Origin of the sequence: Salmonella sp. SAL04157, assembly GCF_046551635.1 — a bacterium.
GTDB lineage: Bacteria > Pseudomonadota > Gammaproteobacteria > Enterobacterales > Enterobacteriaceae > Salmonella > Salmonella enterica.
This window is the reverse complement of sequence record NZ_JBGDVS010000002.1, coordinates 457,030-475,773: the sequence shown is the minus strand read 5'-3', so window position 1 is coordinate 475,773 and position 18,744 is coordinate 457,030. Positions and strand designations below refer to the sequence as shown.

Annotated in this window: 27 protein-coding genes and 2 tRNA genes; 2 read left to right on the top strand and 27 right to left on the bottom strand. The window is 45.2% G+C overall.

The features are described 5' to 3' along the window. The first annotated feature begins 21 nt into the window (after positions 1-21). Both ACLJRE_RS05965 and ACLJRE_RS05960 read left to right on the top strand, forming a co-directional pair. Positions 22-98 (top strand) — tRNA-Val (locus ACLJRE_RS05965). 10 nt (positions 99-108) lie between these two features. Next, a tRNA-Val gene (locus tag ACLJRE_RS05960) sits at positions 109-185 on the top strand. A 157-nt stretch (positions 186-342) separates the two neighbouring features. Here the strand turns inward: ACLJRE_RS05960 and ssaU are convergent. The 27 genes from ssaU to ssaE all read right to left on the bottom strand — a co-directional run bounded on the left by ssaU (position 343) and on the right by ssaE (position 18,737). After that, positions 343-1,401: an SPI-2 type III secretion system apparatus protein SsaU gene (ssaU, locus tag ACLJRE_RS05955; RefSeq protein WP_001291707.1), complete on the bottom strand. Its 1,059-nt coding sequence runs from the start codon at positions 1,399-1,401 to the stop codon at positions 343-345. After that, positions 1,398-2,177: an SPI-2 type III secretion system apparatus protein SsaT gene (ssaT, locus tag ACLJRE_RS05950; protein WP_000193733.1), complete on the bottom strand. Its 780-nt coding sequence runs from the start codon at positions 2,175-2,177 to the stop codon at positions 1,398-1,400. The genes ssaU and ssaT overlap by 4 nt, the downstream gene beginning before the upstream one ends. Next, on the bottom strand, positions 2,178-2,444 hold the full coding sequence (ssas, locus tag ACLJRE_RS05945) for an SPI-2 type III secretion system apparatus protein SsaS (RefSeq protein ID WP_000999982.1): 267 nt from the start codon (positions 2,442-2,444) through the stop codon (positions 2,178-2,180). Further along, the gene (gene ssaR / locus ACLJRE_RS05940) at positions 2,441-3,088 is read right to left on the bottom strand and encodes an SPI-2 type III secretion system export apparatus protein SsaR (RefSeq protein WP_000056367.1); all 648 of its coding nucleotides are present in this window, start codon (positions 3,086-3,088) and stop codon (positions 2,441-2,443) included. The genes ssas and ssaR overlap by 4 nt, the downstream gene beginning before the upstream one ends. A gap of 67 nt (positions 3,089-3,155) precedes the next feature. Beyond that, positions 3,156-4,124, bottom strand: coding sequence for an SPI-2 type III secretion system cytoplasmic ring protein SsaQ (gene ssaQ, locus ACLJRE_RS05935; RefSeq protein ID WP_000944198.1), 969 nt, complete (start codon positions 4,122-4,124; stop codon positions 3,156-3,158). Beyond that, positions 4,105-4,479, bottom strand: a complete 375-nt coding sequence (gene ssaP / locus ACLJRE_RS05930) for an SPI-2 type III secretion system apparatus protein SsaP (protein WP_001223304.1) — start codon at positions 4,477-4,479, stop codon at positions 4,105-4,107. Before ssaP ends, ssaQ begins: the two co-directional genes overlap by 20 nt. Continuing rightward, positions 4,460-4,837 carry an SPI-2 type III secretion system apparatus protein SsaO gene (ssaO, locus tag ACLJRE_RS05925; RefSeq protein WP_000449092.1) on the bottom strand — a complete coding sequence of 126 codons (378 nt, stop codon included), beginning with the start codon at positions 4,835-4,837 and terminating at the stop codon, positions 4,460-4,462. The genes ssaP and ssaO overlap by 20 nt, the downstream gene beginning before the upstream one ends. Before the next feature lie 2 nt (positions 4,838-4,839). Further along, complete coding sequence (gene ssaN, locus ACLJRE_RS05920) at positions 4,840-6,141, bottom strand: SctN family type III secretion system ATPase SsaN (RefSeq protein ID WP_001523896.1); 1,302 nt, start codon at positions 6,139-6,141, stop codon at positions 4,840-4,842. Next, complete coding sequence (ssaV, locus tag ACLJRE_RS05915; RefSeq protein ID WP_023212227.1) at positions 6,131-8,176, bottom strand: SPI-2 type III secretion system apparatus protein SsaV; 2,046 nt, start codon at positions 8,174-8,176, stop codon at positions 6,131-6,133. The genes ssaN and ssaV overlap by 11 nt, the downstream gene beginning before the upstream one ends. Further along, positions 8,161-8,529, bottom strand: coding sequence for an SPI-2 type III secretion system apparatus protein SsaM (gene ssaM, locus ACLJRE_RS05910; RefSeq protein WP_000383700.1), 369 nt, complete (start codon positions 8,527-8,529; stop codon positions 8,161-8,163). Before ssaM ends, ssaV begins: the two co-directional genes overlap by 16 nt. A 57-nt stretch (positions 8,530-8,586) precedes the next feature. Beyond that, a complete protein-coding gene (ssaL, locus tag ACLJRE_RS05905) occupies positions 8,587-9,603 on the bottom strand; it encodes an SPI-2 type III secretion system apparatus protein SsaL (protein ID WP_000238886.1) in 1,017 nt (338 codons plus the stop codon). Further along, complete coding sequence (gene ssaK, locus ACLJRE_RS05900) at positions 9,569-10,243, bottom strand: SPI-2 type III secretion system apparatus protein SsaK (RefSeq protein WP_000011206.1); 675 nt, start codon at positions 10,241-10,243, stop codon at positions 9,569-9,571. The genes ssaL and ssaK overlap by 35 nt, the downstream gene beginning before the upstream one ends. Beyond that, a complete protein-coding gene (locus tag ACLJRE_RS05895) occupies positions 10,240-10,788 on the bottom strand; it encodes a type III secretion system domain-containing protein (protein WP_023212228.1) in 549 nt (182 codons plus the stop codon). Before ACLJRE_RS05895 ends, ssaK begins: the two co-directional genes overlap by 4 nt. Positions 10,789-10,805: 17 nt before the next feature. Next, positions 10,806-11,555: an SPI-2 type III secretion system apparatus lipoprotein SsaJ gene (gene ssaJ / locus ACLJRE_RS05890; RefSeq protein WP_000862881.1), complete on the bottom strand. Its 750-nt coding sequence runs from the start codon at positions 11,553-11,555 to the stop codon at positions 10,806-10,808. Continuing rightward, the gene (gene ssaI, locus ACLJRE_RS05885; protein ID WP_001562742.1) at positions 11,552-11,800 is read right to left on the bottom strand and encodes a SctI family type III secretion system inner rod subunit SsaI; all 249 of its coding nucleotides are present in this window, start codon (positions 11,798-11,800) and stop codon (positions 11,552-11,554) included. The genes ssaJ and ssaI overlap by 4 nt, the downstream gene beginning before the upstream one ends. An 11-nt stretch (positions 11,801-11,811) precedes the next feature. Then, positions 11,812-12,102, bottom strand: coding sequence for an EscG/YscG/SsaH family type III secretion system needle protein co-chaperone (locus ACLJRE_RS05880; protein ID WP_000444713.1), 291 nt, complete (start codon positions 12,100-12,102; stop codon positions 11,812-11,814). After that, entirely contained in the window at positions 12,080-12,295 is a 216-nt protein-coding gene (ssaG, locus tag ACLJRE_RS05875; protein WP_000350226.1) for a type III secretion system needle filament protein SsaG, read from the bottom strand. The genes ACLJRE_RS05880 and ssaG overlap by 23 nt, the downstream gene beginning before the upstream one ends. 93 nt (positions 12,296-12,388) lie before the next feature. Continuing rightward, complete coding sequence (gene sseG, locus ACLJRE_RS05870; protein WP_023212229.1) at positions 12,389-13,078, bottom strand: pathogenicity island 2 effector protein SseG; 690 nt, start codon at positions 13,076-13,078, stop codon at positions 12,389-12,391. Beyond that, positions 13,075-13,857, bottom strand: coding sequence for a type III secretion systems effector SseF (gene sseF, locus ACLJRE_RS05865; RefSeq protein WP_000690717.1), 783 nt, complete (start codon positions 13,855-13,857; stop codon positions 13,075-13,077). The genes sseG and sseF overlap by 4 nt, the downstream gene beginning before the upstream one ends. Before the next feature lie 15 nt (positions 13,858-13,872). After that, the gene (sscB, locus tag ACLJRE_RS05860; protein WP_000979963.1) at positions 13,873-14,307 is read right to left on the bottom strand and encodes a SycD/LcrH family type III secretion system chaperone SscB; all 435 of its coding nucleotides are present in this window, start codon (positions 14,305-14,307) and stop codon (positions 13,873-13,875) included. Between the two features lie 51 nt (positions 14,308-14,358). Next, positions 14,359-14,775: an LcrR family type III secretion system chaperone SseE gene (sseE, locus tag ACLJRE_RS05855; protein ID WP_000249606.1), complete on the bottom strand. Its 417-nt coding sequence runs from the start codon at positions 14,773-14,775 to the stop codon at positions 14,359-14,361. A 2-nt stretch (positions 14,776-14,777) separates the two neighbouring features. Next, positions 14,778-15,365 (bottom strand): SPI-2 type III secretion system translocon protein SseD, encoded by a 588-nt coding sequence (gene sseD, locus ACLJRE_RS05850; RefSeq protein ID WP_000388323.1) that lies wholly within the window; start codon positions 15,363-15,365, stop codon positions 14,778-14,780. 15 nt (positions 15,366-15,380) lie between these two features. Beyond that, complete coding sequence (gene sseC, locus ACLJRE_RS05845) at positions 15,381-16,835, bottom strand: SPI-2 type III secretion system translocon protein SseC (RefSeq protein ID WP_023212230.1); 1,455 nt, start codon at positions 16,833-16,835, stop codon at positions 15,381-15,383. Positions 16,836-16,837: 2 nt separating this feature from the next. Beyond that, positions 16,838-17,311: a SycD/LcrH family type III secretion system chaperone SscA gene (gene sscA, locus ACLJRE_RS05840; protein ID WP_000711024.1), complete on the bottom strand. Its 474-nt coding sequence runs from the start codon at positions 17,309-17,311 to the stop codon at positions 16,838-16,840. Then, positions 17,308-17,898 (bottom strand): SPI-2 type III secretion system translocon protein SseB, encoded by a 591-nt coding sequence (gene sseB / locus ACLJRE_RS05835; protein WP_000094434.1) that lies wholly within the window; start codon positions 17,896-17,898, stop codon positions 17,308-17,310. The genes sscA and sseB overlap by 4 nt, the downstream gene beginning before the upstream one ends. Before the next feature lie 6 nt (positions 17,899-17,904). Next, positions 17,905-18,231, bottom strand: coding sequence for an SPI-2 type III secretion system chaperone SseA (gene sseA / locus ACLJRE_RS05830; protein ID WP_000972856.1), 327 nt, complete (start codon positions 18,229-18,231; stop codon positions 17,905-17,907). A 263-nt stretch (positions 18,232-18,494) separates the two neighbouring features. Then, a complete protein-coding gene (gene ssaE / locus ACLJRE_RS05825; protein ID WP_000210202.1) occupies positions 18,495-18,737 on the bottom strand; it encodes a YscE family type III secretion system co-chaperone SsaE in 243 nt (80 codons plus the stop codon). Positions 18,738-18,744: the final 7 nt, after the last annotated feature.

Here is an 18,744-nt window from a genome sequence, read left to right as displayed (position 1 = left end):
CCCGTTGTCACCTACAACGTTGCGTTCATAGCTCAGTTGGTTAGAGCACCACCTTGACATGGTGGGGGTCGTTGGTTCGAGTCCAATTGAACGCACCATCATTTTAATGCGTCTGTAGCTCAGTTGGTTAGAGCACCACCTTGACATGGTGGGGGTCGATGGTTCGAGTCCATTCAGACGCACCAATCCATTTCTTGTGTAATTTTAAAATACGCTATCTGGTGCTTGTGCCAGGCTAAAAGCGATTATTTTCAGTCTCTCACCTTTATCGTCAAGCGCTGCACTATACTGTATTACCCCTCTTAACCTTCGCAGTGGCCTGAAGAAGCATACCAAAAGCATTTATGGTGTTTCGGTAGAATGCGCATAATCTATCTTCATCACCATACGTAACAAGGCTGCAACGGGTTCAAATAACGTTTCAGGAATTTTATCTCCACGTTCCACTTCAAAAAATAATGAGCGGGCCAGCTCAACATTTTCAACAACGGGGATGCAGTTGCGTTCAGCGATGTTAACAATATAGTTAGCTTGAGCATCACTACCTTTTTCCAGAACGCGTGGTATTGGCATATCGGTGGGATGATAGCCAAGACAAACCGCAATATGCGTTGGATTACGCACTACCGCAACAGATTGTTTAACCGATTGAGCTAAACTCCCACTTTGTATTTCACTCTGCATTTCCCGACGCCGTGTCTTCATTTGAGGGTCTCCCTCCAGATCTTTATGCTCCTGTTTTACGTCATCTTTACTCATTTTTAGATCTTTTCTAATCTTATAATATTGAAAAGAATAGTCCAGTATGCCAACGACGATATAAAAAGCCATTACCCCTACCCATAACCATTTTATTAAAGAAGAAACTACAAGCAGGCCACAGGCTAACCCACAGTACGGTAGCGCCCGAAAAGTACTGGCATAATAATAAAAGAAAAAGGCAAAGATAAGAGATAGCATGATAACTTTTAGGCTGGATTTACATAATTCCACTACGCTATGTAAAGAGAATATCTGCTTAAAATTACTTACCGGATTTATATGCTCACTTTTAAAACCAATGGCCTTACTGGCAATAACCACCCCCACCTGAAGAAACACGCTACCCACAGTAGCAACTATTACCCCTGCGCCCAGAAACAGCAGTGCAGAAGTCAATGACTCTATCAAAGCATGAGTCAATTGCGTTAATGCATAAGAAAATGGTTTATTTACTAATTGTAATGTGAAAGTTATTGACGCAATCAGTATCAAAATCATCTTTTCAGTAAAGAAATGAAAATACAAATAAAGCGCAATCAGCTGAAATAATGATGTTATTTCAATACTTTTGACGACCTGCCCTTCCTTACGGCCATCACGTAATTTCTTTTCTGTAGGCTGTTCTGTTTTCTCGCTCATACAGATGGGAACCAGTCTTTCAGATAAATATAAAATTTATCGCTTTCAACCAAATAGTGATGAAGAGCATAAGGGAATGAGATCAGTAGCGTTAGTAAAACTAATATACTTTTGAGCGGCATTGAGAAGAAAAATACATTCAATTGTTGTGCCGACCGATTTAAAAGACCTAAAGCCAGATCGGCTAATACCATACATATTATGGCAGGAAGAGAGAAGCTGATGCATAATTGATAAAGCGTTCTCCACTCTGCCTGGATATATTTTAAAAATTGCCGGTCAAATAATAAAGTACGCCCTGGCGGTAAATATTGGTATGACTCATACAGAATGTTTAATATAAACTCCATGCCGCCGCTTATAAAGAAAATAACACACAAAAACTGGCTGAAAAGCAAGCCAAAAAGTGAGGTTTCAGCTTCCATTGTAGAATTGAATATCGTACCCATTGTCGCGCCACGTAAAGTATCAAGCAGAAACCCCGCCATATCAACGGCCCAAAAGGGAACCGCCGCACAAAACCCAATTAAAAAACCAATAATCACCTCTCCGGTGACTAACCCTAACCAACTGTAATCTTTACCAATATGCATAATAATCTTCTGCTGGTAAATGATTGGTAATATCGGAAAGGTAAGTGACATAAGCACGCCATTACGTAAAAGTGCGGCCCCTAAACTGCCACTTTTTAATAGGGGAAGTAATAAAGAAAGGCTCAATGGTCGAATAAAAGCCACAGCCAATGCAATAAGCCACTCATTTAACTGTTGTGTCATTCAACCATGCTCTCCAATTCGTAACATTATCTGCCGGGTATAATTCAACAGGATACCGCTAAGCCATGGGTAGCTGACCATTAAGGTTATTGCAATTGCCAATAATTTAATCATGAACTGTAGCGTTTGGTCCTGTATTTGAGTCAAGGCCTGAACAAGGCTTACGATGACACCAACTACCGATGCCACCAACACCACCGGCATAGACGTAAACAGGACGATCCATAAAAGTTGCGTTACAAATTGCGTCAATTCAGAATCATTCATGAAAAGCTCTGTACCAATTGCGCCAGTGTCAGATCCCAACCGCCTGCCAGTAAAAATATTAGCAGCTTAAACGGCAATGAAATGGTCATCGGCGACACCATCATCATCCCCATAGCCAGCAGTATATTTGAAATAAGCAGGTCAATAGCCAGAAAGGGAAGATAAATAAGTAATCCAATCCGAAACGCCTGCGTTAACTGACTCACCGTAAATGCCGGAATTAATATGAGCAAAGAATCAGGTTTTATCTTTCTTTTTATGTCTTCAGGCCAGGTTCGTTTTATCAAATTCCGAAAATAATTGGCTTCCTTTTCTTCAGAGTTTTTTTGCAAAAACTGTCGATAAGGCGCTAATGCTTTACTGTCCCACTCCGACGTCCAGAAAGGAGCGCCAGCGACCTGAACCGGATGCCAGCGCTCTTTTACAGCTAATAGCGTCGGCCCCATAATGAATAAGGAAAGTACAAGCGCAAGGCCATACAGTGCGATATTTGGGGGAACTTGTTGAATACCCAGAGCATTTCGTAAAATCGAAAATACCACCGCCAGTTTAAGGAAAGAGGTTCCCATGACGATAATGAGAGGCAGTATTGAAAGCAGAAACAATATACCAATCAGTTGCAAAGGCGAATCGGGTAAAGACATACTGTATCTCTCATGACACGACCTGGAACGCTATTATATTGTTCGCATATTATTTTTCTTATCAGGTTTACGCTGTATTTTTGGAAAGATACCAACGTGTAATACGCACCATAAATTCATTGCCACAGGCAATCAACTCACCTTGCCCAATAATACGGTCATTTACTCTTATCGTCACCTCTGGCGCAAAACATCCACCTACAGGCAAAACGTCCCCCGTTTTAAGTTGCCGTAATTGTCCAATTTCCAGACTCGCACGTCCGATCTCAAAGAGCACCTGCTGTGGTATCTGCTCAAGTTCGACTGAAGACGTTCCGTCACTCTTTGACATTGGGCTCCCTGACGCAAGTAGCGTTTCGATATCCTGGACTAATTCGTCAAATTTCATCGTGTTATCCTCTGTCAGCAATACCCTTGCGTAGATTCCCCCTGGTAGTTGAATAGCAAAAAAACCGAGTCTGATGTCGCCAAAGCAATGAATCCGAACGCCCATGCCGATTTCGATAGACTCAAGTTCAATTAATGTAAGCTGGCACCAGCCTAAATATACAGGGACTACAATAGGAGGAGCAGGATAAATCTGTTGACGCTCAGCAGAAAGCTCTCCGACTATATTGCGCAAAAAACCCGTTGGCCATGTAAAAATAATGCTATGGAACTCATGTTCTTCAACTATCCATTTAATATGCAACGCTAGCTGATGTGGTAGATTACTGCAGGATGTTGGCGGTTCGTTCTGACAGAGGGTGGCATCACTGGCTTGCAATAACGGCGCCAGCCCCCATTCAGCTATTCCATATAGCAATTCAGGATCGATAGCCGATCGATTAGCGGTGCCAATTAACCCTTCACACCAGCGCTGCCAGCATTGTTCTGCAATCCACACCCTACCCAGCTCATTATGATAATTTATGGTAAATAATGTCCCTTGCTGTACTGGATATTGTTGCATACTCAATGTCAGCTCACCAATGGTAGCGCCTTGCGTTGGAAGCATCTCCACCCACGGACGCTCTTCATTCGCTATTCTTAACATAGAATATCTCCAGGGAAATTATATACCCCATATGCAGCAACTGAGACTCCAGCCACTGCTTTAGCGCTTTCATCGAACGGTAAATTTCATGATGAGGGACATTGATTCTTAACTGGATTAGCCCCCCTGATTCACATACTTCACACTCTACACCGTCAAGATAACCGCCACTAACACGATAACGTTGCGTGAAAACCACGTTCTTATTCAATGCTGCAGGAGGATTATTCTCACCAATGGGTAATGCCTGGTGCATGAGTTGTTCAAAGTCCATACGTTCCGCCTCCGCCTCGTTATCATCCTGATAAGACTGGCATGGCAACCCTAGACTTCCTTCAACTTTGGTAATACGCATCGCTTAATACCATAGTAATTTTTTCTTTCTTTTTCATAAGCGCATTAAAATTCTTCTGTAATTCGCTTCGCCGGGAGACAAGCTGCTGATACTGATTTTCTAACTGCTGCCGTTGCGTCAAAAAGCTCTGCGCCTGAGTGAATAGCCCGGCCATTTGTTGTTTCTTATCCAACAATAAATGACAAGATAACGTACCTTGCCAGCCCATTAATTCTTTCAGTCTGGTAGTCACTGCTAAAGCACGCGTCTGGCAAATCTGCTGTTCCGTAATAATCGCCTGTTGCTGCTGATCAAGTACGGTAAGTTTGCCGCGTAATTGCTTTTCACGCCGCGCGATTATCTCCAGCAAAGTTTCCATGATCACTCGGTGAGTATTTGGTGTAATTTTTCTATGAGTAGCTCGGGGCCGCATACTTCATCCTTACTTTGTCGCAAAAATGTGCAAATATCCGGATAGGTATCAATGGCTTTGTCAGTATCTGTATCAACTCCTCGCTGGTATTCCCCAATGCGTATTAACAGTTCAACCTCCTGGTAAAGCGCCAGGCGCCGTCGCAATATAGCCGCCAGTTGACGATGCTCATGGCTGGTAACGACTGGAAAAACGCGGCTGAGCGTTGCCAACACGTCAATGGCAGGATAATGCCCCCTCTCTGCAAGCCGTCGGGATAGCACAATATGTCCATCAAGCAGTGAACGGACTTCATCCGCCAACGGCTCATTCATATCATCGCCTTCCACCAGTACCGTATAAAATGCGGTAATACTGCCTTTTTCCCCCATTCCTGTACGTTCTAAAAGTCGTGGCAATGCACTAAATACGCCTGGCGGATATTCCCCAGAAACCGCGGTCTCTCCGGCGGCCAGAGCGATTTCCCGTGCGGCCCTGGCATAACGCGTCAGTGAGTCGGCAAGCAAGACGACTCGCTTTCCATTATCGCGAAAAAATTCTGCTATCGTGGTGGCCACAAACAGCGCCCTCACGCGCTCTAAGGCGGGTCTGTCAGAGGTTGCGACAACAATGACACAACGTTTTCGGGTCTCTTCAGACAGTGTAAAATCGATGAATTCGCGGACTTCTCGTCCACGCTCACCAATTAACACCAGAACATTACTGTCTGCGTCTGGAGCATTACACAGCATCGCCAGAAGCGTGCTTTTCCCCACGCCAGGAGCAGAAAAAATACCCACTCGTTGCCCTTCGCCACAGGTCGCAACGCTATCAATAGCGCGAATCCCCGTCATTAATGGTTGAGTAATAGGCTGTCGAACCATTGCGGGAGGAGGCATTGCATCATAGTCTTTCCAGCAGACGTCGGGCAGTTCGCGGCCATCAAGGGGACGACCAAAGCCATCAATGACTCGCCCTAATAACGCTTCGTCCACGGGAACCTGATGGCGTCGCCTTAAGGCCATCACTTGCTGCCCGCAGTGAAGTCCGATAGTACTCGTAAAAGGAGATAGCAAAGCTTTGCTGCCATTAATCCCCACGACTTCAGCAAGTTCTTCTCCAGGCTTTATACAGCACAACTCTCCCATAAATACCCCAGGCAACCACGCATTTAACAACGTTGCGCTGACATCCTGAATTCGGCCCCATCGACAATAACCATCGGGGGGCGGATATTTCAGCCTCAGACGTTGCATCAATTCATTCTTCATCGTCCGCCAACTCCTCTTCGCTAAGGTCAATACTTTCTACTACTTGTATAAGGCTCTCCTCTCCTAATTCCTGCCATGACAAAATCGGTACGTCGAACAAGGTGGCTTCTGTAATTTTTCGCAAGAAACGTCGGGTGTCGACAGAAGTGACAATGAATAATTTGGTTGACTGCCTCAGCGCCTGCTCGATAAGTTGCAGGATCTGCGTCTTATGACGAGACGACAGCGCAGTATAGGTCCCCATTGCCGTCTGGCGAATGGATTCACGCACGAGGTTCTCAATACCTTCGCCGATCCGCAAAATCGGCAGCGGTTTTCCTTCCGGATTAAGACGACGCAGAATATGACGGCGAAGCGCGATACGGACATATTCTGTCAACATCAGGACATCTTTTTCACGTGGCGCCCAGTCAATTAAGGTGCCGAAAATAAGACGTAAATCTCTAATAGAAACCCGCTCTGATACAAGCCGCTGCAGAGTTTCAGCGATTTTATTAATGGGTAACTGGCGCTGAAGTTCTTTCACCAGCTCAGAGTAGTTTTTTTCCATCGCATTCATTAGATAACGCGTTTCCTGAACACCAATAAACTCTCCCATATGCCGAAGCAGGACACATTTTAATAAGGCAGAGATACGTTGGCTGCCCGCGAAAACGTCCAGTCCAAAACCTTGCGCCTTATGGGCCATATCTTTTGTAAGCCAACAGATCTGCCCCATCCCGTTCGGTAACGTCTGGCTGTCACCCACCACACTAGCGTCCGCGCCTATCAATAAATAATCCGCCTGGGCGGGAATAGATAAACTAAATACGGGTTCCTGATATAGCAGTACCGTCAATTTTTCGGTGGGTTCAGGCAAAACCTCAATATTCACCTCAGGGAGAGGGACGCCGGTGTCCTCAAATAAAAACCATCTCATGGCGTCAATATCACGAATCAGGTCGGCAGAATGTAACGTCGGGGTAAGACGTAAGATTAGAGGACATGCGCCGGGAACCATACTATCTTTTTCCGGTGCTTCGACGCCATTTGCGGAAACCACAGACTTTTTGCGACGAATGAGGATAATTGGCAATGCTAACAACGCTGAAAAGAAAGCGAGAGTGATAAAAGGAAAGCCAGGAATTAAGGCGAGGAGCATTAAAACCACAGCGGTTAATATTAGCGACTGAGGTTGTCTGGCAATTTGAGAACTCAACTCTGTCGCCAGGTTCTGGCGTTTCTCACCCGGAACACGGGTGACAATAATTCCCGCGCTAAGGGAAATCAGCAGCGATGGAATTTGTCCACATAAACCATCTCCGATTGACAGTACGCTATAAGTGTGAACAGCCTCACTCATCGACATATCATATTGTACGATAGCGATAATAATACCGCCGATAATGTTCACCAGAACAACAATAATACCGGCAATCGTATCGCCTTTAACAAATTTCATCGCACCGTCCATCGCACCGAGAAAGCGGCTTTCCTGCTGGACGTGCTGTCTTAATGTACGGGCATGGTCTGCATCGATAACTCCGGCACGCAAATCGCCATCGATACTCATTTGTTTGCCTGGCATCCCATCAAGCGAGAAACGTGCGCTAACTTCCGCCACCCTCTCGATACCTTTTGTAATGACAATAAACTGCACGATAGTAATGATGGTAAATACGACCAACCCAACGGTGAGATTTCCTCCTACGACAAACTTACCGAAAGCATCCACAATATTACCGGCATTATGTTGTAACAGTACCAGCCGTGATGTGCTGATTGTGAGTGACAAACGATATAATGTAGTAATAAGTAATAAAGACGGAAATACCGATAAATCGAGAGGGTCACTAAGATAAATAGCAATTAAGAGCAGGATCACTGAAAACATAAGGTTGATAGTAATCAGGATATCAACCATCCAGGTCGGCAAAGGTAACAGCATCATCACAATAGCGATTAATAACACCGTCGCCAGAACCATATCCTGCCGACCCGCGCATACACTGAGCCACTGTTGCGCCCTAGTTCCCTCACCTAACCATGAACGCATTGCGACTCCAGAAATTTTATTTGTCGATGATGTAATCGTAACCAGAGCTCGGCGGAGCTGGAAAGAGGAGGAGAACAGCTCATTGCAAGCCCGTCGCGCAACAAAAATAATCGCTGAGGAATACCCTGGAACGCTGCAGGTTTCCAGTGAGTTAAGGCTTTAAAAAGCAGATCTTCGTCTAAGAAGGTTTGCTTGAGTATCTGACATAAGTGAATACGACCGTTATGATAGTTTAGATAGGTTTCATATTGTCCTTGCCGCCAGAACATATTGGTTGCTAAAGGCCGTTCAGCCAATCCTGCTAATTGAATAAAAAGCTGAATATTACGTTCAGTAATGAGATCCCAATCCATCCTGCCGCCTCATGATGAGCCAGAACGCCAATTTACCTAAATATTGAAAGCCAGGTATCAGAATAAAACCTGATTTACCTTTACTTCACGAAGCGTTTCGAGAATTTGTTCACGTTGATCTTCGTCGTTAAAACAGTTATCGGGTATCAGCATAAACTGCGCATCAAGTTGTTGGAGTAGCCGATTGAACATCTTCGATGAAGAAACTATAGCGGTAAGTCTATCAAGCAACCAATCACTGAAAAGCCAGCGCTCACAAATAATATCGAGTAGTAGCGGCAGTAATGTATTAGGCGGCAACTGGCAAATCCACTCCTCACGCTGGCACTCTTTTTCAAGGCCAAGGAATAACAACAAACGACGCAAACGTACTAATGCTGCGGCCAAACGACTTTGCTCCGAGGGTTCGATGCATATGCTAAGTTCAAAGGCTATCGCTCTTAGCAAAATACGGACCCGTTCACAGCGATCCGGCCAGTCTGCCACGCGTCTGAACCACTGCGATAAGGGCATTTCATCGTTGTCTATCGCCTGTTGCATAAAACGCTTCAGCGAGGACAGCGTAGCGGTATCCACTTCGCCAAGTTCCAGTAAACTAAAAACGGCAAGTTCCCATCCCTCCTCCGCTGTAAGCGTATCCAGTTGCGATTGCAAATCGCGTTTTTTCTTTTTTGACAACCCGCCGGCAGTAAGCGCCATTGCAAGAGCGATAATTTGATACGCATTCTGTAAATCAGGATCACTATTCTCTTCGGTAAGCGGACGCAACGTTGCTCCATTATCCTCCTGTATTTGTTTTATCAAACGCAGCAAAGCCTGCTGTCTGCGCTCCAGTTTCTCAGCATCAGTGAATTTATAACTTTCGCGCAGTTTACCACTCAGCGCCATTCCTATTTCTTCCATCGTCTCATAGAGCGCTGCCCCCGTCGTTTCCTGTAACTCCTGGAGAGCTAACATTGAAGGCGAAATAACCTCTTGTTCCTCTATAACCTGGCCAGGGGTAAATGCTGTAGGGGGCGTCATTTTTATCTCATTAATTTTAATATTCATCGCTACCTCCTTTATCTTCACCATTACGTAACCATTTCAGTAACGCGTTGAAATGACGAGAAAGTGAAAATTCAACGGCATATCGTGTTGAGGAAAGTTCAGCCTGATCGGGAGAGAAACCAGACTCGATAATCAACGTAAACCGCTTGCCAAAAGTTTCACGCATCAATGCCTCTTTTTCAGGATGAATACGCAAATAAAGCGCTCCCTCTTCCGCCATAGCCGTAGCCTGGCGTGCCAGACGATGGCACATAACACTGTCTACCGACTGTTGGTCGAACCAGGCCAACAGAACCTGTTCTATACTATTTTTAATATGATGCTCTGCTTGATCGACCAATGAACGAAATTGATTTTCATCGTCTTGTAAATGTTTTACATGCTGTTCCAGCCATTCCACTTCCATTTTTTCCAGCGTATTTTTACGCAACCACGCTAGTTCTTGTTGCTGCTCAACTTTCTGTTCACGCTGATAACGATAGGCGTCTCGGATGATTTTTTCAGCCTTACGGTAAGCGGAGCTCACAATAGCATGTGAAACTCTCTTAGCTTGTTGCTCTTGTGCAAATAAAGTTAATTGTAATGTTATCCACTGTGACTCAATAATATTTCGAGCGGGTAGCTTATGGTTAATTTCCGTCAGTGGAAGTGAAGTGAAACTCATAGCAAATGCTCCATGAAGATAATCTCGGTAAGAGAAGTCTTCGGCCAAAGTATACGCTGCGGAGGGGGTAATAATACTAATAGCGCATGTAAAACCGCATCGTCATGCGCTTCCCGATTAAGAATGGCGGTACCGATCTGCAATGCAGTTTGTTGCATCACTTGCGGAGGAAGTAATTTGCCATCTCTTTGCCCCAACCAACCATATAGCTGCCAGATCTCATCCTCGCTAAACCACTGTAGAAGCAATTGCCGATACTCTGGTAGCATAAAATAGTCACTGCACCTGAGTTTGAATAATCCCAGCCCAAAGGCAAATGCCGATATACGCGGCGCAAGACGAACCTGCCGTTTTTGCCTGCCATTTAAACAGGCTGGAATAACAGAGCTTCCCCTTAGTCTATTTAACGCTCTGTCAAGAAGACGATCCAACTCGGGCCGATCGCCATAACGCCAGCAGTTTGAAGGATGAAAACCCAGCTTATCAAGCCATTCCGGTACAGCGTAACGAGCAGGTTGCCAGAAATAACGATAAAGTTGCAACACCTCGGGATCAGGTCGGCTCAAAAACGGCGTCTCAGGCAAAAATAGCCGATCAGGATGCCCACTCCTATTAACAGTCCTGTCAACGATAACATCAACTGATAAGGGTATTTCATCAACCACTTCTCCACCTTCCCTTTATTGGCGTTGATCACGTCCATAATCCAGAATGTTTGTTTCACGGGTACATCAGGTACCATTCTGAATTCAGCAGGCTGCATCAAGATACTAATCTTACTGTATTGCAACCCAGGAATTGACATTTCTATTAAATCTTTAATTTTTACCCGAAAGGCCTCCATATTGACCTGAGGTGAATATTTTATAAATACGGCAACTGAGCTCGGAGAAGCGTTACTCCCCTCATCATAAGTCGGTAGCGCAATTGTCACTTTTGCATTAATTACGCCCTCCATCTGACTCAGCATTCCTTCAATTCTTTGTTCTTTTAAAAAATTAATCTTCTGCTGTTCTTCCTGGGGTGATACCACTAACTGATTAGCCGGAAACATCTTATCCGCCGTTGTAAACTGACGATGCGGATAACCGTTAAGTCTAAGTAGTTCAACCGCGTTAATAAACTGCGACTGCTCGACACGTAAGGTAACACCGTCCTCTTCCTGTTTTTTTTCCGCATCGATATGATGCTGCATAAGTAATGCCAGCATTTGATTCGCCTCATCTTCTGGCAATGAGCGATAAAGATCCACATCACATGCCGTAAGAAAGAACGTAAGGACAGTAAGAAATACTATACGATGAACCTTCATGTCATGCTATCCAGCTTATTAAGCGCTTGCGATGCTGCGCCTGATATTCTGGCAAGATAATCGACGCCTACCGTTAACTGCATATAATCCATTTGTCTGGTCAACATAACCTGCGGTAATAAAGCACTGGCGTTACTGGTGGATGCATCATCTTTCAGCAATTGTTCAAAAAAATTAATTTGCTCCTGGCTCGGTTCTGCAGAGGACTTTACATAAGATTGAGTGCTTACAGGCACTACGCTCATATCAGAAATATTCAATTTTCAAACCCCTCATTTGGTGCAGGAAATAACAGACGCAGCGCCATAGCCTCTGGCAAATCAATATCCGATAAAATTTTCGCGGCTTTTAGCGGCTCATTTAAACCCGCCAACAATAATGCCAGACATACCAACTGTAATTTTTTATCCGGAACAATAACCGTTAGCGCTGGTAACATCGCATGTACCTGGGAAATCAGGCTATGGTTAACGCCCGCAAACATGATTTCCAGCAGCAACCGTCGAACATCGTCGCTAATAACTTCAGATTTTAGCAATGATTCCACTAAGCATATCCTTGATCATTTTGATCAGTGAACTTTCGTAATTAATAAATGTAGAATACTGCTGTAAGGCAAATTGCGCTTTAATCATCGATTCTGGGTTGAGCAAATCATTACCATTCATTTTGTCATTAATGGCCTGGCCTGCCTGGTGCGCCATGTGGGAGAGCATATCCACTAATTGTGCAATATCCATAATGCTTTTCCTTAAAATAAAAACATCGTAAGGATACTGGCAACATAGCAAAATTTAGAAAGCAATGAACATCCGGTATATACCTGAAAACGATTACTCCGGCGCACGTTGTTCTGGCGTTACCTGAGCCAGCAAACGATATAATGGGCTGCTGACCTGCATACCGGTCATTGCCATCCCATCCATACCGAAGCGAGTAAAACTCATTAGTCCATAGGTAATATCATTAAGACGCTCTAATAAATGAGGCTGTAGTCCCAAACTACCACTCCAGTATGAATGCGTCATTACCGTCGCGGTTAAGGCTAATCTACCTCCCAGGGAGACAGCTTTAGCAATCGCCATACTTTTGCGTTGATTGACAAAACAATTAGCAATACAAAAAACGGCATTGCCTATACTGTCGTGAGCCATAGGCAAATGATGTTTATGATGGTAGATAAGACAGGCGACATCCGCGATGGCAATAGCAAGGCCAATTCCCGCCAGGGCTAAGAGCGGTGCGCCTCCACCACTTAGCACTGTTAATGCTATTCCAGCGGAACAGCATAAAATCTGTCCGCCCAAAATGACCGTTTGCCAACTAAAAATTTCTTTTGGAAAACACTCTATCACTCGTTTCGCAAGTCCGGCCAATAACCGCTCATTTCCTTGTTGAGGACCTATTCTACCACTCTCCATATTGGTTTCCGGATGTGGCAATGAGGGACATGGAGGTGATTCCTCAGGCGCGTTAACAGGACGTTGCCCTCCTACCTGAGCATTTGGGCTAACAGGTTTCATGGTTCTCCCCGAGATGTATGACCAGAACTGTCCATTAATGCAGGTGCAGTAGCAGATTGACAGAGCGCTGCCATTTGTTCCGCCAATAACGCACTGGGATCGGCATGAAGTTCATCAACAGAATTTTCCTGATCGTCGCCAGAGGGGCGGGCAAGGCAATAATCCAGTACCGCACCTATCGCCGTCAGGCTAACGGAGGTAATTACACTCCCCATGTCCAAAGAGGCCGCAATATTTTCAGCCGCGGGCAGTGGAAACTGTAGGGGTAAAACCAACATAGAAATAGCGATTCCTGAACGTATTAATAAAGAAAGACAATTAGCAAGGGTGTTAGCGCAGTTAAGACTTGCCCCACATTTTAAGGCCAGCGCACTGACCACAAGAGCAACGCTATCACTGGCGGTTTGTAATGGCTCCTTTTGCTGACATATCGATTGATAATTATGATACGCACAGCAAGCATCCCCAATAGCAATCACGAGCGCCGCCCCCGCAAGAATAGCAATGGGTAATCCTGCCCCGCCAGAAATTACCGCTGCAGCAACCGATAACCCAAACACGACTGTCGCACCCAGCGCACGAATAGTGTATTGCATAAAATGTATAGCATAATCCCTCTGCTGCCTTATTTGTTCAGGCGTAAGCAGCACAGGGGCTGCGGGGGTGCCAGGCGCTGGAATTTCAGGGGGAGGAAACGATACCTCCTTCGCTTGTATATCGGAAGGAGGACTATTACCATCGACTATATTACTTGCCGCTGACGGAATATGAATTTTCATATTTCGTTCTGTTATTTAAGCAATAAGAGTATCAACCATTATTTGCGCATTCTGGCGAATCTCACTCCATGAGGCATCCGCATAACTCATCTTGATTGCGGTTTGAAAAGCCTCTCTCGCCAACCCGGGTTCCCCCATCATTTTGAGACAGACGCCCGTTTGGTAAACCGGTTCTGGATGGCTGGCATCCAGCATCAAGGCATGTCCATAGAAATTAATGGCCGTCGTGTATTCTTTAAGCATCATCCAGGTGCCAGCCAATGCAATATGGGCACGCCAACTCCATGGCTGGGCCATCACCAGCCAACTAAAATCGATTACGGCGCGCGAATAATCCCCCTCCTGCCATGAGGCGTAACCACTGGCATAAACGGTTTCCGGATCAACGGATAATAGCTGTTTCAGAATGTCTTCGGGTATTTTATTTTTCTGATCTTCTTTCATCATCATACCTATTGATTGTTATTTTCACGTGATAATGATTTACGTCAGGAAGGTCATTTAAAAACGTCGCTGGATAAGATGCTCGGCGGATAAAACTGTCCAGTTATCGCCATCAAGCTGTGTAAAGGTCGCTCCCATTACTGTCAGGATGCGCAATAATTTCCTGCGTAGCATGGCTTTTTTTTCATCCAGAACGTCGGTGATTATCAACATCTTTAAACATGTTAACTGCGGGTGATGCACAAATATCCCGCGTAAAAGTCCCAGTAAGTGAAACAATTGCTGTGGTCGAGGTTGCCCGGGCGTCAGGCGCCTGAACTCACAAATAATCATTTCTTTTGCCTCAATACGATAGATCACCAGGTAAGGCGATAATATAAACTGCTGCCCAAGTAATATGGCGGTCTCCCCTAAATATGCAGGCTCAGTAAACACCTGATGCCGACGCAACCATTGCTCTATTTCTTGCACCATGTTTACCTCGTTAATGCCCGGAGTATTTCAGCAAGAACCGTGACCAGTGACGACCCCACGCCGATGATTTGCTGCATAATTTCAGTTGCTTTCTCCATAATTTCCGTCAGGGATTTATTATAAGATTGGGCCCCATTTTGTTGCAGGTCGGCAATCGCTTTATCTTGATCACTTTGACGTTGCGCTACACCAGCCCCCAGGCCCATGACGCCCCCAGCTGTGTGGCCTACGGCTTGACCCGCTATAAGACCGGTTTCCCCGCCTACGGCCCCTAATCCTATCGTCAGTACACCCGACAACATTGCGCCACCCGCAGTAATCATTGATGCTCTAAACGCTTCATCAATTGTTTTCATTTGCGTCTGTAAAACATTGACTTGCAGTTCCCAGGCCAGCCGTTGTTTTTCTACGTTATAGCTGCGCATGATATCGCGCAGCTTTTTGGCAAGCTCCATTAGCTTCATCCAGATATCATCAAATAACAGAAGCATTGATTCAGTACCCATTCCCTCCCCGGAGGGAGATGGAGTGGAAGAAGGTGTTAACAAGGAAGGCGCTGGTAATACCAGTGCTACGTTACTCGCTTCCATATTTTTATCCTCAGATTAAGCGCGATAGCCAGCTATTCTCGCCTGAACGCTACTATAGTGATCAATGGTATCTAATACATCTCTAAGCGCGGCACCGCTCCCCTTATAAAGCTCCTCTAAGCGTTTTTGTTCTATCTTTTTCTGGTTTTCTGTTTGTTGCATTATGAAATCCAGAAACCGTTGCTGAGTTATTAATTGCTCTATTTTCTTTTCGATCTTCGCTTTTTCTGTGTTAACCATGCCAGTATTCATCTGACTGGCGCCCTCGGTTGCACATCTGATAGCCTGTAAGCCTTTAAATGAACAATCCCTCAGTAAGGCATACAGGATTTTTTTGAACATATTGAAGAGAACTTTATTACGGAATTTTTTTAACAGGAACTTTCCACCTTCTTGCACACATTTTTCCAGGGCTTCTTTTGCCGCTTCTTTTGCCATGGCTTTCACCCCCTCTTTCGTAAAGCTTTTTCCCGCGCTTCGCGTCATATTATTTTCTACGTTACGAGAAAACTCGGCAGCCTCCTCTGCCATCTCATTCGCCATAGCCATTTCACGTTCAAGCGGCTCAAATTGTTTGGAAAAACTTTCGCTCACTTCTTCGCCAAACTTTTCAGCCAACTCCTCTATTTCTGCTTCCCCTGCACCTACCATACGCTCAACCACTTCCTCGCCAAAACCGGAGTCAAGCACTTTTGCAGCTGCGCCAGATAAACCTCTCGTCGCCATAAAAGCACGGCCAATCTGGAAAACATCCAGTGCCAGCGCGACGGCTTCACAACCAAATTGAATCTTACTTGTCACGTCAATAATTGCCTGACAGGTATCGTGGTCAGCACCGCACATCATTGCCGTTTCGGCTCCGGCTTTAACCATTCCTGCACAACCTGCGGCTATATAAGCTACGCCGCTAGCCATTTCTGTGGGATTACCGGACAGAAAACCCTCCACAACTTTTAAGGCGCCAATCACAGTTTCAAATATGCCGGTAATCCAGTCAAAAATAGCGCCAAAAATGCCCGCTTTACGCGCTTTATCCTCCTGCTCTATCGCTTTCTGGATCTGCTCCTGATACTCCTTTACCTGCTTATCACGTAATGCATTTTGCACCTCAGTTGCCCGCTCAAGCTGTTGGCATAACGATTGAGCGTTATTACCAAAAACGCTGAGTATTAATGTCGTCATCAACATTGATAAAACCGCGGGATTGGTCTGCAAAAAGTCAGGCAATGATGGACGCTTATGATTTCCGGGTACGGCATCAAGCAGTTGCTTCAACGCATTGCTTGCCTCCTGAAGACTAATTTTCCCTGATAACAGGCACGCGGCGTTGCCATCGCCAAAAGTAGAATTCACACGATGCTGGCGCTTTCCCAGCGAACCCGAGGAAACGCAACTGACATTGCTTAAGTGATGATGTGTTAAGGCGGTTACTCCTGCGGCGCTGTCGCTATTACTGTGAATTCGATTCATTTTTAGCTCCTGTCAGAAAGTTGCTGTAATATCTTTTCTGCACGCTGTCGGAGAATTTGATGTTCACTGACCTCGCCGCAAATACGCACCACGGCCTTTAACGCTTTGATTGCATAACAGACGTTATCACACGCGAGATAGCATTCCGCTGCGGCCCATGGCGCCTGCGGCGCATCAATCTTAATTTGTGCCGCGCGTCCATAAGCGTATATCGCTTCCCCCCAATGTTTTTGAGCCTGGCAGCATTCCCCTAACCTAAACCAGTAGTCAAATGACCAGGCATCATATATCGTCAACAATTGAAAAAGTCGCGCTGCGCCGGCGAACTCTTTTACCTCCATAAGCTGCATGGCATAGCGATACAGAGTATTAAGCGGCTGTGTAACATCGTCATCCAACAACATACGCAGCGAGCCGCCACGCCGGAAAAACCGCATCGTGTCATGTGCCTGTTGTAGGGTCGGGTCTTTTTTCATGAGTACGTTTTCTGCGCTATCATACTGGAAATTTCCCCCCACTTACTGATAAGCCCTGTCAGTTGGGTAAGGACAGCGTTAAGCTCCTGAGACATTTTTTGAATTGTTATCTGCCCCTGACTCATAAGATCGGTATTCCGGTTGGCGTCATTATCCAAAGCCGCTTTGATCGCCTGTAGGCCACCTTTATCCAGCTTCCCATGATCGCCATATTTAGCCATATAATCATCAATGGTCATACCATCGATGAGAATACCATTATCACGCATGTATTTAATTACATCCTCAGGCACCTCCTCTTTGGTTTTAGCATCCCCTTTGGCTGCTTTAGCAATCACCTCATCCATCTCATTTGACTTTTCCTGGGTATTTCTGGCACGTTCAGCGTTCTTCTGGACTTCAATAAATTTATCGTTTGCGATAGCCTGAATAACCATAAGGAGAATAAGCAAAACACCATACCCTTCGGCAAACGGATTTTGCTGGGATAAGTCATCCTGACTTCCTGTATCAGTGTTACTGACGCCGAAGCTATTTTTAAACACAATAGGGTTTTGACTTCCCCATAAGATGTTTCCTGAAGACATTATGCTTTACCTTTTTGTTTTTCCTGACGGTATCTCCACCGGGGCTTGAGCATTAAGTTGTTTCAGTCGTACTTCAAGTTGTTTAAACAAACTTACTATTTTCTTTAAATCCTTCTCGGCCTCCTGGTTAACCCCGGCAACGCCTTGTGGAAATAGGTTATGAAGAATACTCTCTGTCTCTCTGCTCTTTTTGGGGCTCTCTGCACTTTCAGCAAGCTGTTGACTCACCTTAGCCCGGATTTGGTGAAATTTTTTAAGACAGTGATTTAGCTGCATGTAACTTTGCTCTAAATCACGATATTCACTAAATGCAGCCTTTTTCTTTATCATCATGCCCCTCCATATACACGATAGATAATTAACGTGCTAACTAAGAGCCTATCCCATTAGAGCTATTTTACTTGCCATTTTAGACCTGGGCAGTGCTCGCCAAAACGCGTTAGCGTTTTGAACGCCGCTAGCGGCGGCCCGAAGGGCGAGCGTAGCGAGTCAAACCTCACGTGCTACGTGTACGCTCCGGTTTTTGCGCGCTATCCGTGTCCAGGCTGGCTGCGCCAATTAACGCCTGGTGGGATAGGCTCTAAGATATTTTTACTTTACTCTTGCTCACTCACTACAAGTGCGCTGTTATGGTAACGATAATAAATAATGTTGATGATATTTTCGGCCTGCTCGATCGCTTCAAGCAATAAGGTGTTTTGCTGATATTGCTGCGGATCCTGTAACTTACCGTTGTTCTCTTCTAACTGTTTCCGGGCAGCCCTTAATTGTAAAATTATGCCTTTGGCCTCTTCACGCGAATGAAGCAGCAAATCTTCTAACCGGGTCAGAGTTGTCATTTTCCAC

Bases quoted from the DNA above. Each gene is read 5' to 3' on its own strand.
- sseG (WP_023212229.1), bottom strand. From the start codon at position 13,078: ATGAAACCTGTTAGCCCAAATGCTCAGGTAGGAGGGCAACGTCCTGTT.
- ssaO (WP_000449092.1), bottom strand. From the start codon at position 4,837: ATGGAAACTTTGCTGGAGATAATCGCGCGGCGTGAAAAGCAATTACGC.
- ssaG (WP_000350226.1), bottom strand. From the start codon at position 12,295: ATGGATATTGCACAATTAGTGGATATGCTCTCCCACATGGCGCACCAG.
- ssaM (WP_000383700.1), bottom strand. From the start codon at position 8,529: ATGGATTGGGATCTCATTACTGAACGTAATATTCAGCTTTTTATTCAA.
- sseF (WP_000690717.1), bottom strand. From the start codon at position 13,857: ATGAAAATTCATATTCCGTCAGCGGCAAGTAATATAGTCGATGGTAAT.
- ssaK (WP_000011206.1), bottom strand. From the start codon at position 10,243: ATGAGTTTCACTTCACTTCCACTGACGGAAATTAACCATAAGCTACCC.
- ssaU (WP_001291707.1), bottom strand. From the start codon at position 1,401: ATGAGCGAGAAAACAGAACAGCCTACAGAAAAGAAATTACGTGATGGC.
- sseB (WP_000094434.1), bottom strand. From the start codon at position 17,898: ATGTCTTCAGGAAACATCTTATGGGGAAGTCAAAACCCTATTGTGTTT.
- ssaP (WP_001223304.1), bottom strand. From the start codon at position 4,479: ATGCGTATTACCAAAGTTGAAGGAAGTCTAGGGTTGCCATGCCAGTCT.
- sscB (WP_000979963.1), bottom strand. From the start codon at position 14,307: ATGATGATGAAAGAAGATCAGAAAAATAAAATACCCGAAGACATTCTG.
- ssaQ (WP_000944198.1), bottom strand. From the start codon at position 4,124: ATGTTAAGAATAGCGAATGAAGAGCGTCCGTGGGTGGAGATGCTTCCA.
- ssaT (WP_000193733.1), bottom strand. From the start codon at position 2,177: ATGACACAACAGTTAAATGAGTGGCTTATTGCATTGGCTGTGGCTTTT.
- ssaN (WP_001523896.1), bottom strand. From the start codon at position 6,141: ATGAAGAATGAATTGATGCAACGTCTGAGGCTGAAATATCCGCCCCCC.
- ssaE (WP_000210202.1), bottom strand. From the start codon at position 18,737: ATGACAACTCTGACCCGGTTAGAAGATTTGCTGCTTCATTCGCGTGAA.
- ssaI (WP_001562742.1), bottom strand. From the start codon at position 11,800: ATGAGCGTAGTGCCTGTAAGCACTCAATCTTATGTAAAGTCCTCTGCA.
- sseD (WP_000388323.1), bottom strand. From the start codon at position 15,365: ATGGAAGCGAGTAACGTAGCACTGGTATTACCAGCGCCTTCCTTGTTA.
- ssaV (WP_023212227.1), bottom strand. From the start codon at position 8,176: ATGCGTTCATGGTTAGGTGAGGGAACTAGGGCGCAACAGTGGCTCAGT.
- sseC (WP_023212230.1), bottom strand. From the start codon at position 16,835: ATGAATCGAATTCACAGTAATAGCGACAGCGCCGCAGGAGTAACCGCC.
- ssaR (WP_000056367.1), bottom strand. From the start codon at position 3,088: ATGTCTTTACCCGATTCGCCTTTGCAACTGATTGGTATATTGTTTCTG.
- sseE (WP_000249606.1), bottom strand. From the start codon at position 14,775: ATGGTGCAAGAAATAGAGCAATGGTTGCGTCGGCATCAGGTGTTTACT.
- ssaJ (WP_000862881.1), bottom strand. From the start codon at position 11,555: ATGAAGGTTCATCGTATAGTATTTCTTACTGTCCTTACGTTCTTTCTT.
- ssaL (WP_000238886.1), bottom strand. From the start codon at position 9,603: ATGGTGAAGATAAAGGAGGTAGCGATGAATATTAAAATTAATGAGATA.
- sseA (WP_000972856.1), bottom strand. From the start codon at position 18,231: ATGATGATAAAGAAAAAGGCTGCATTTAGTGAATATCGTGATTTAGAG.
- sscA (WP_000711024.1), bottom strand. From the start codon at position 17,311: ATGAAAAAAGACCCGACCCTACAACAGGCACATGACACGATGCGGTTT.
- ssas (WP_000999982.1), bottom strand. From the start codon at position 2,444: ATGAATGATTCTGAATTGACGCAATTTGTAACGCAACTTTTATGGATC.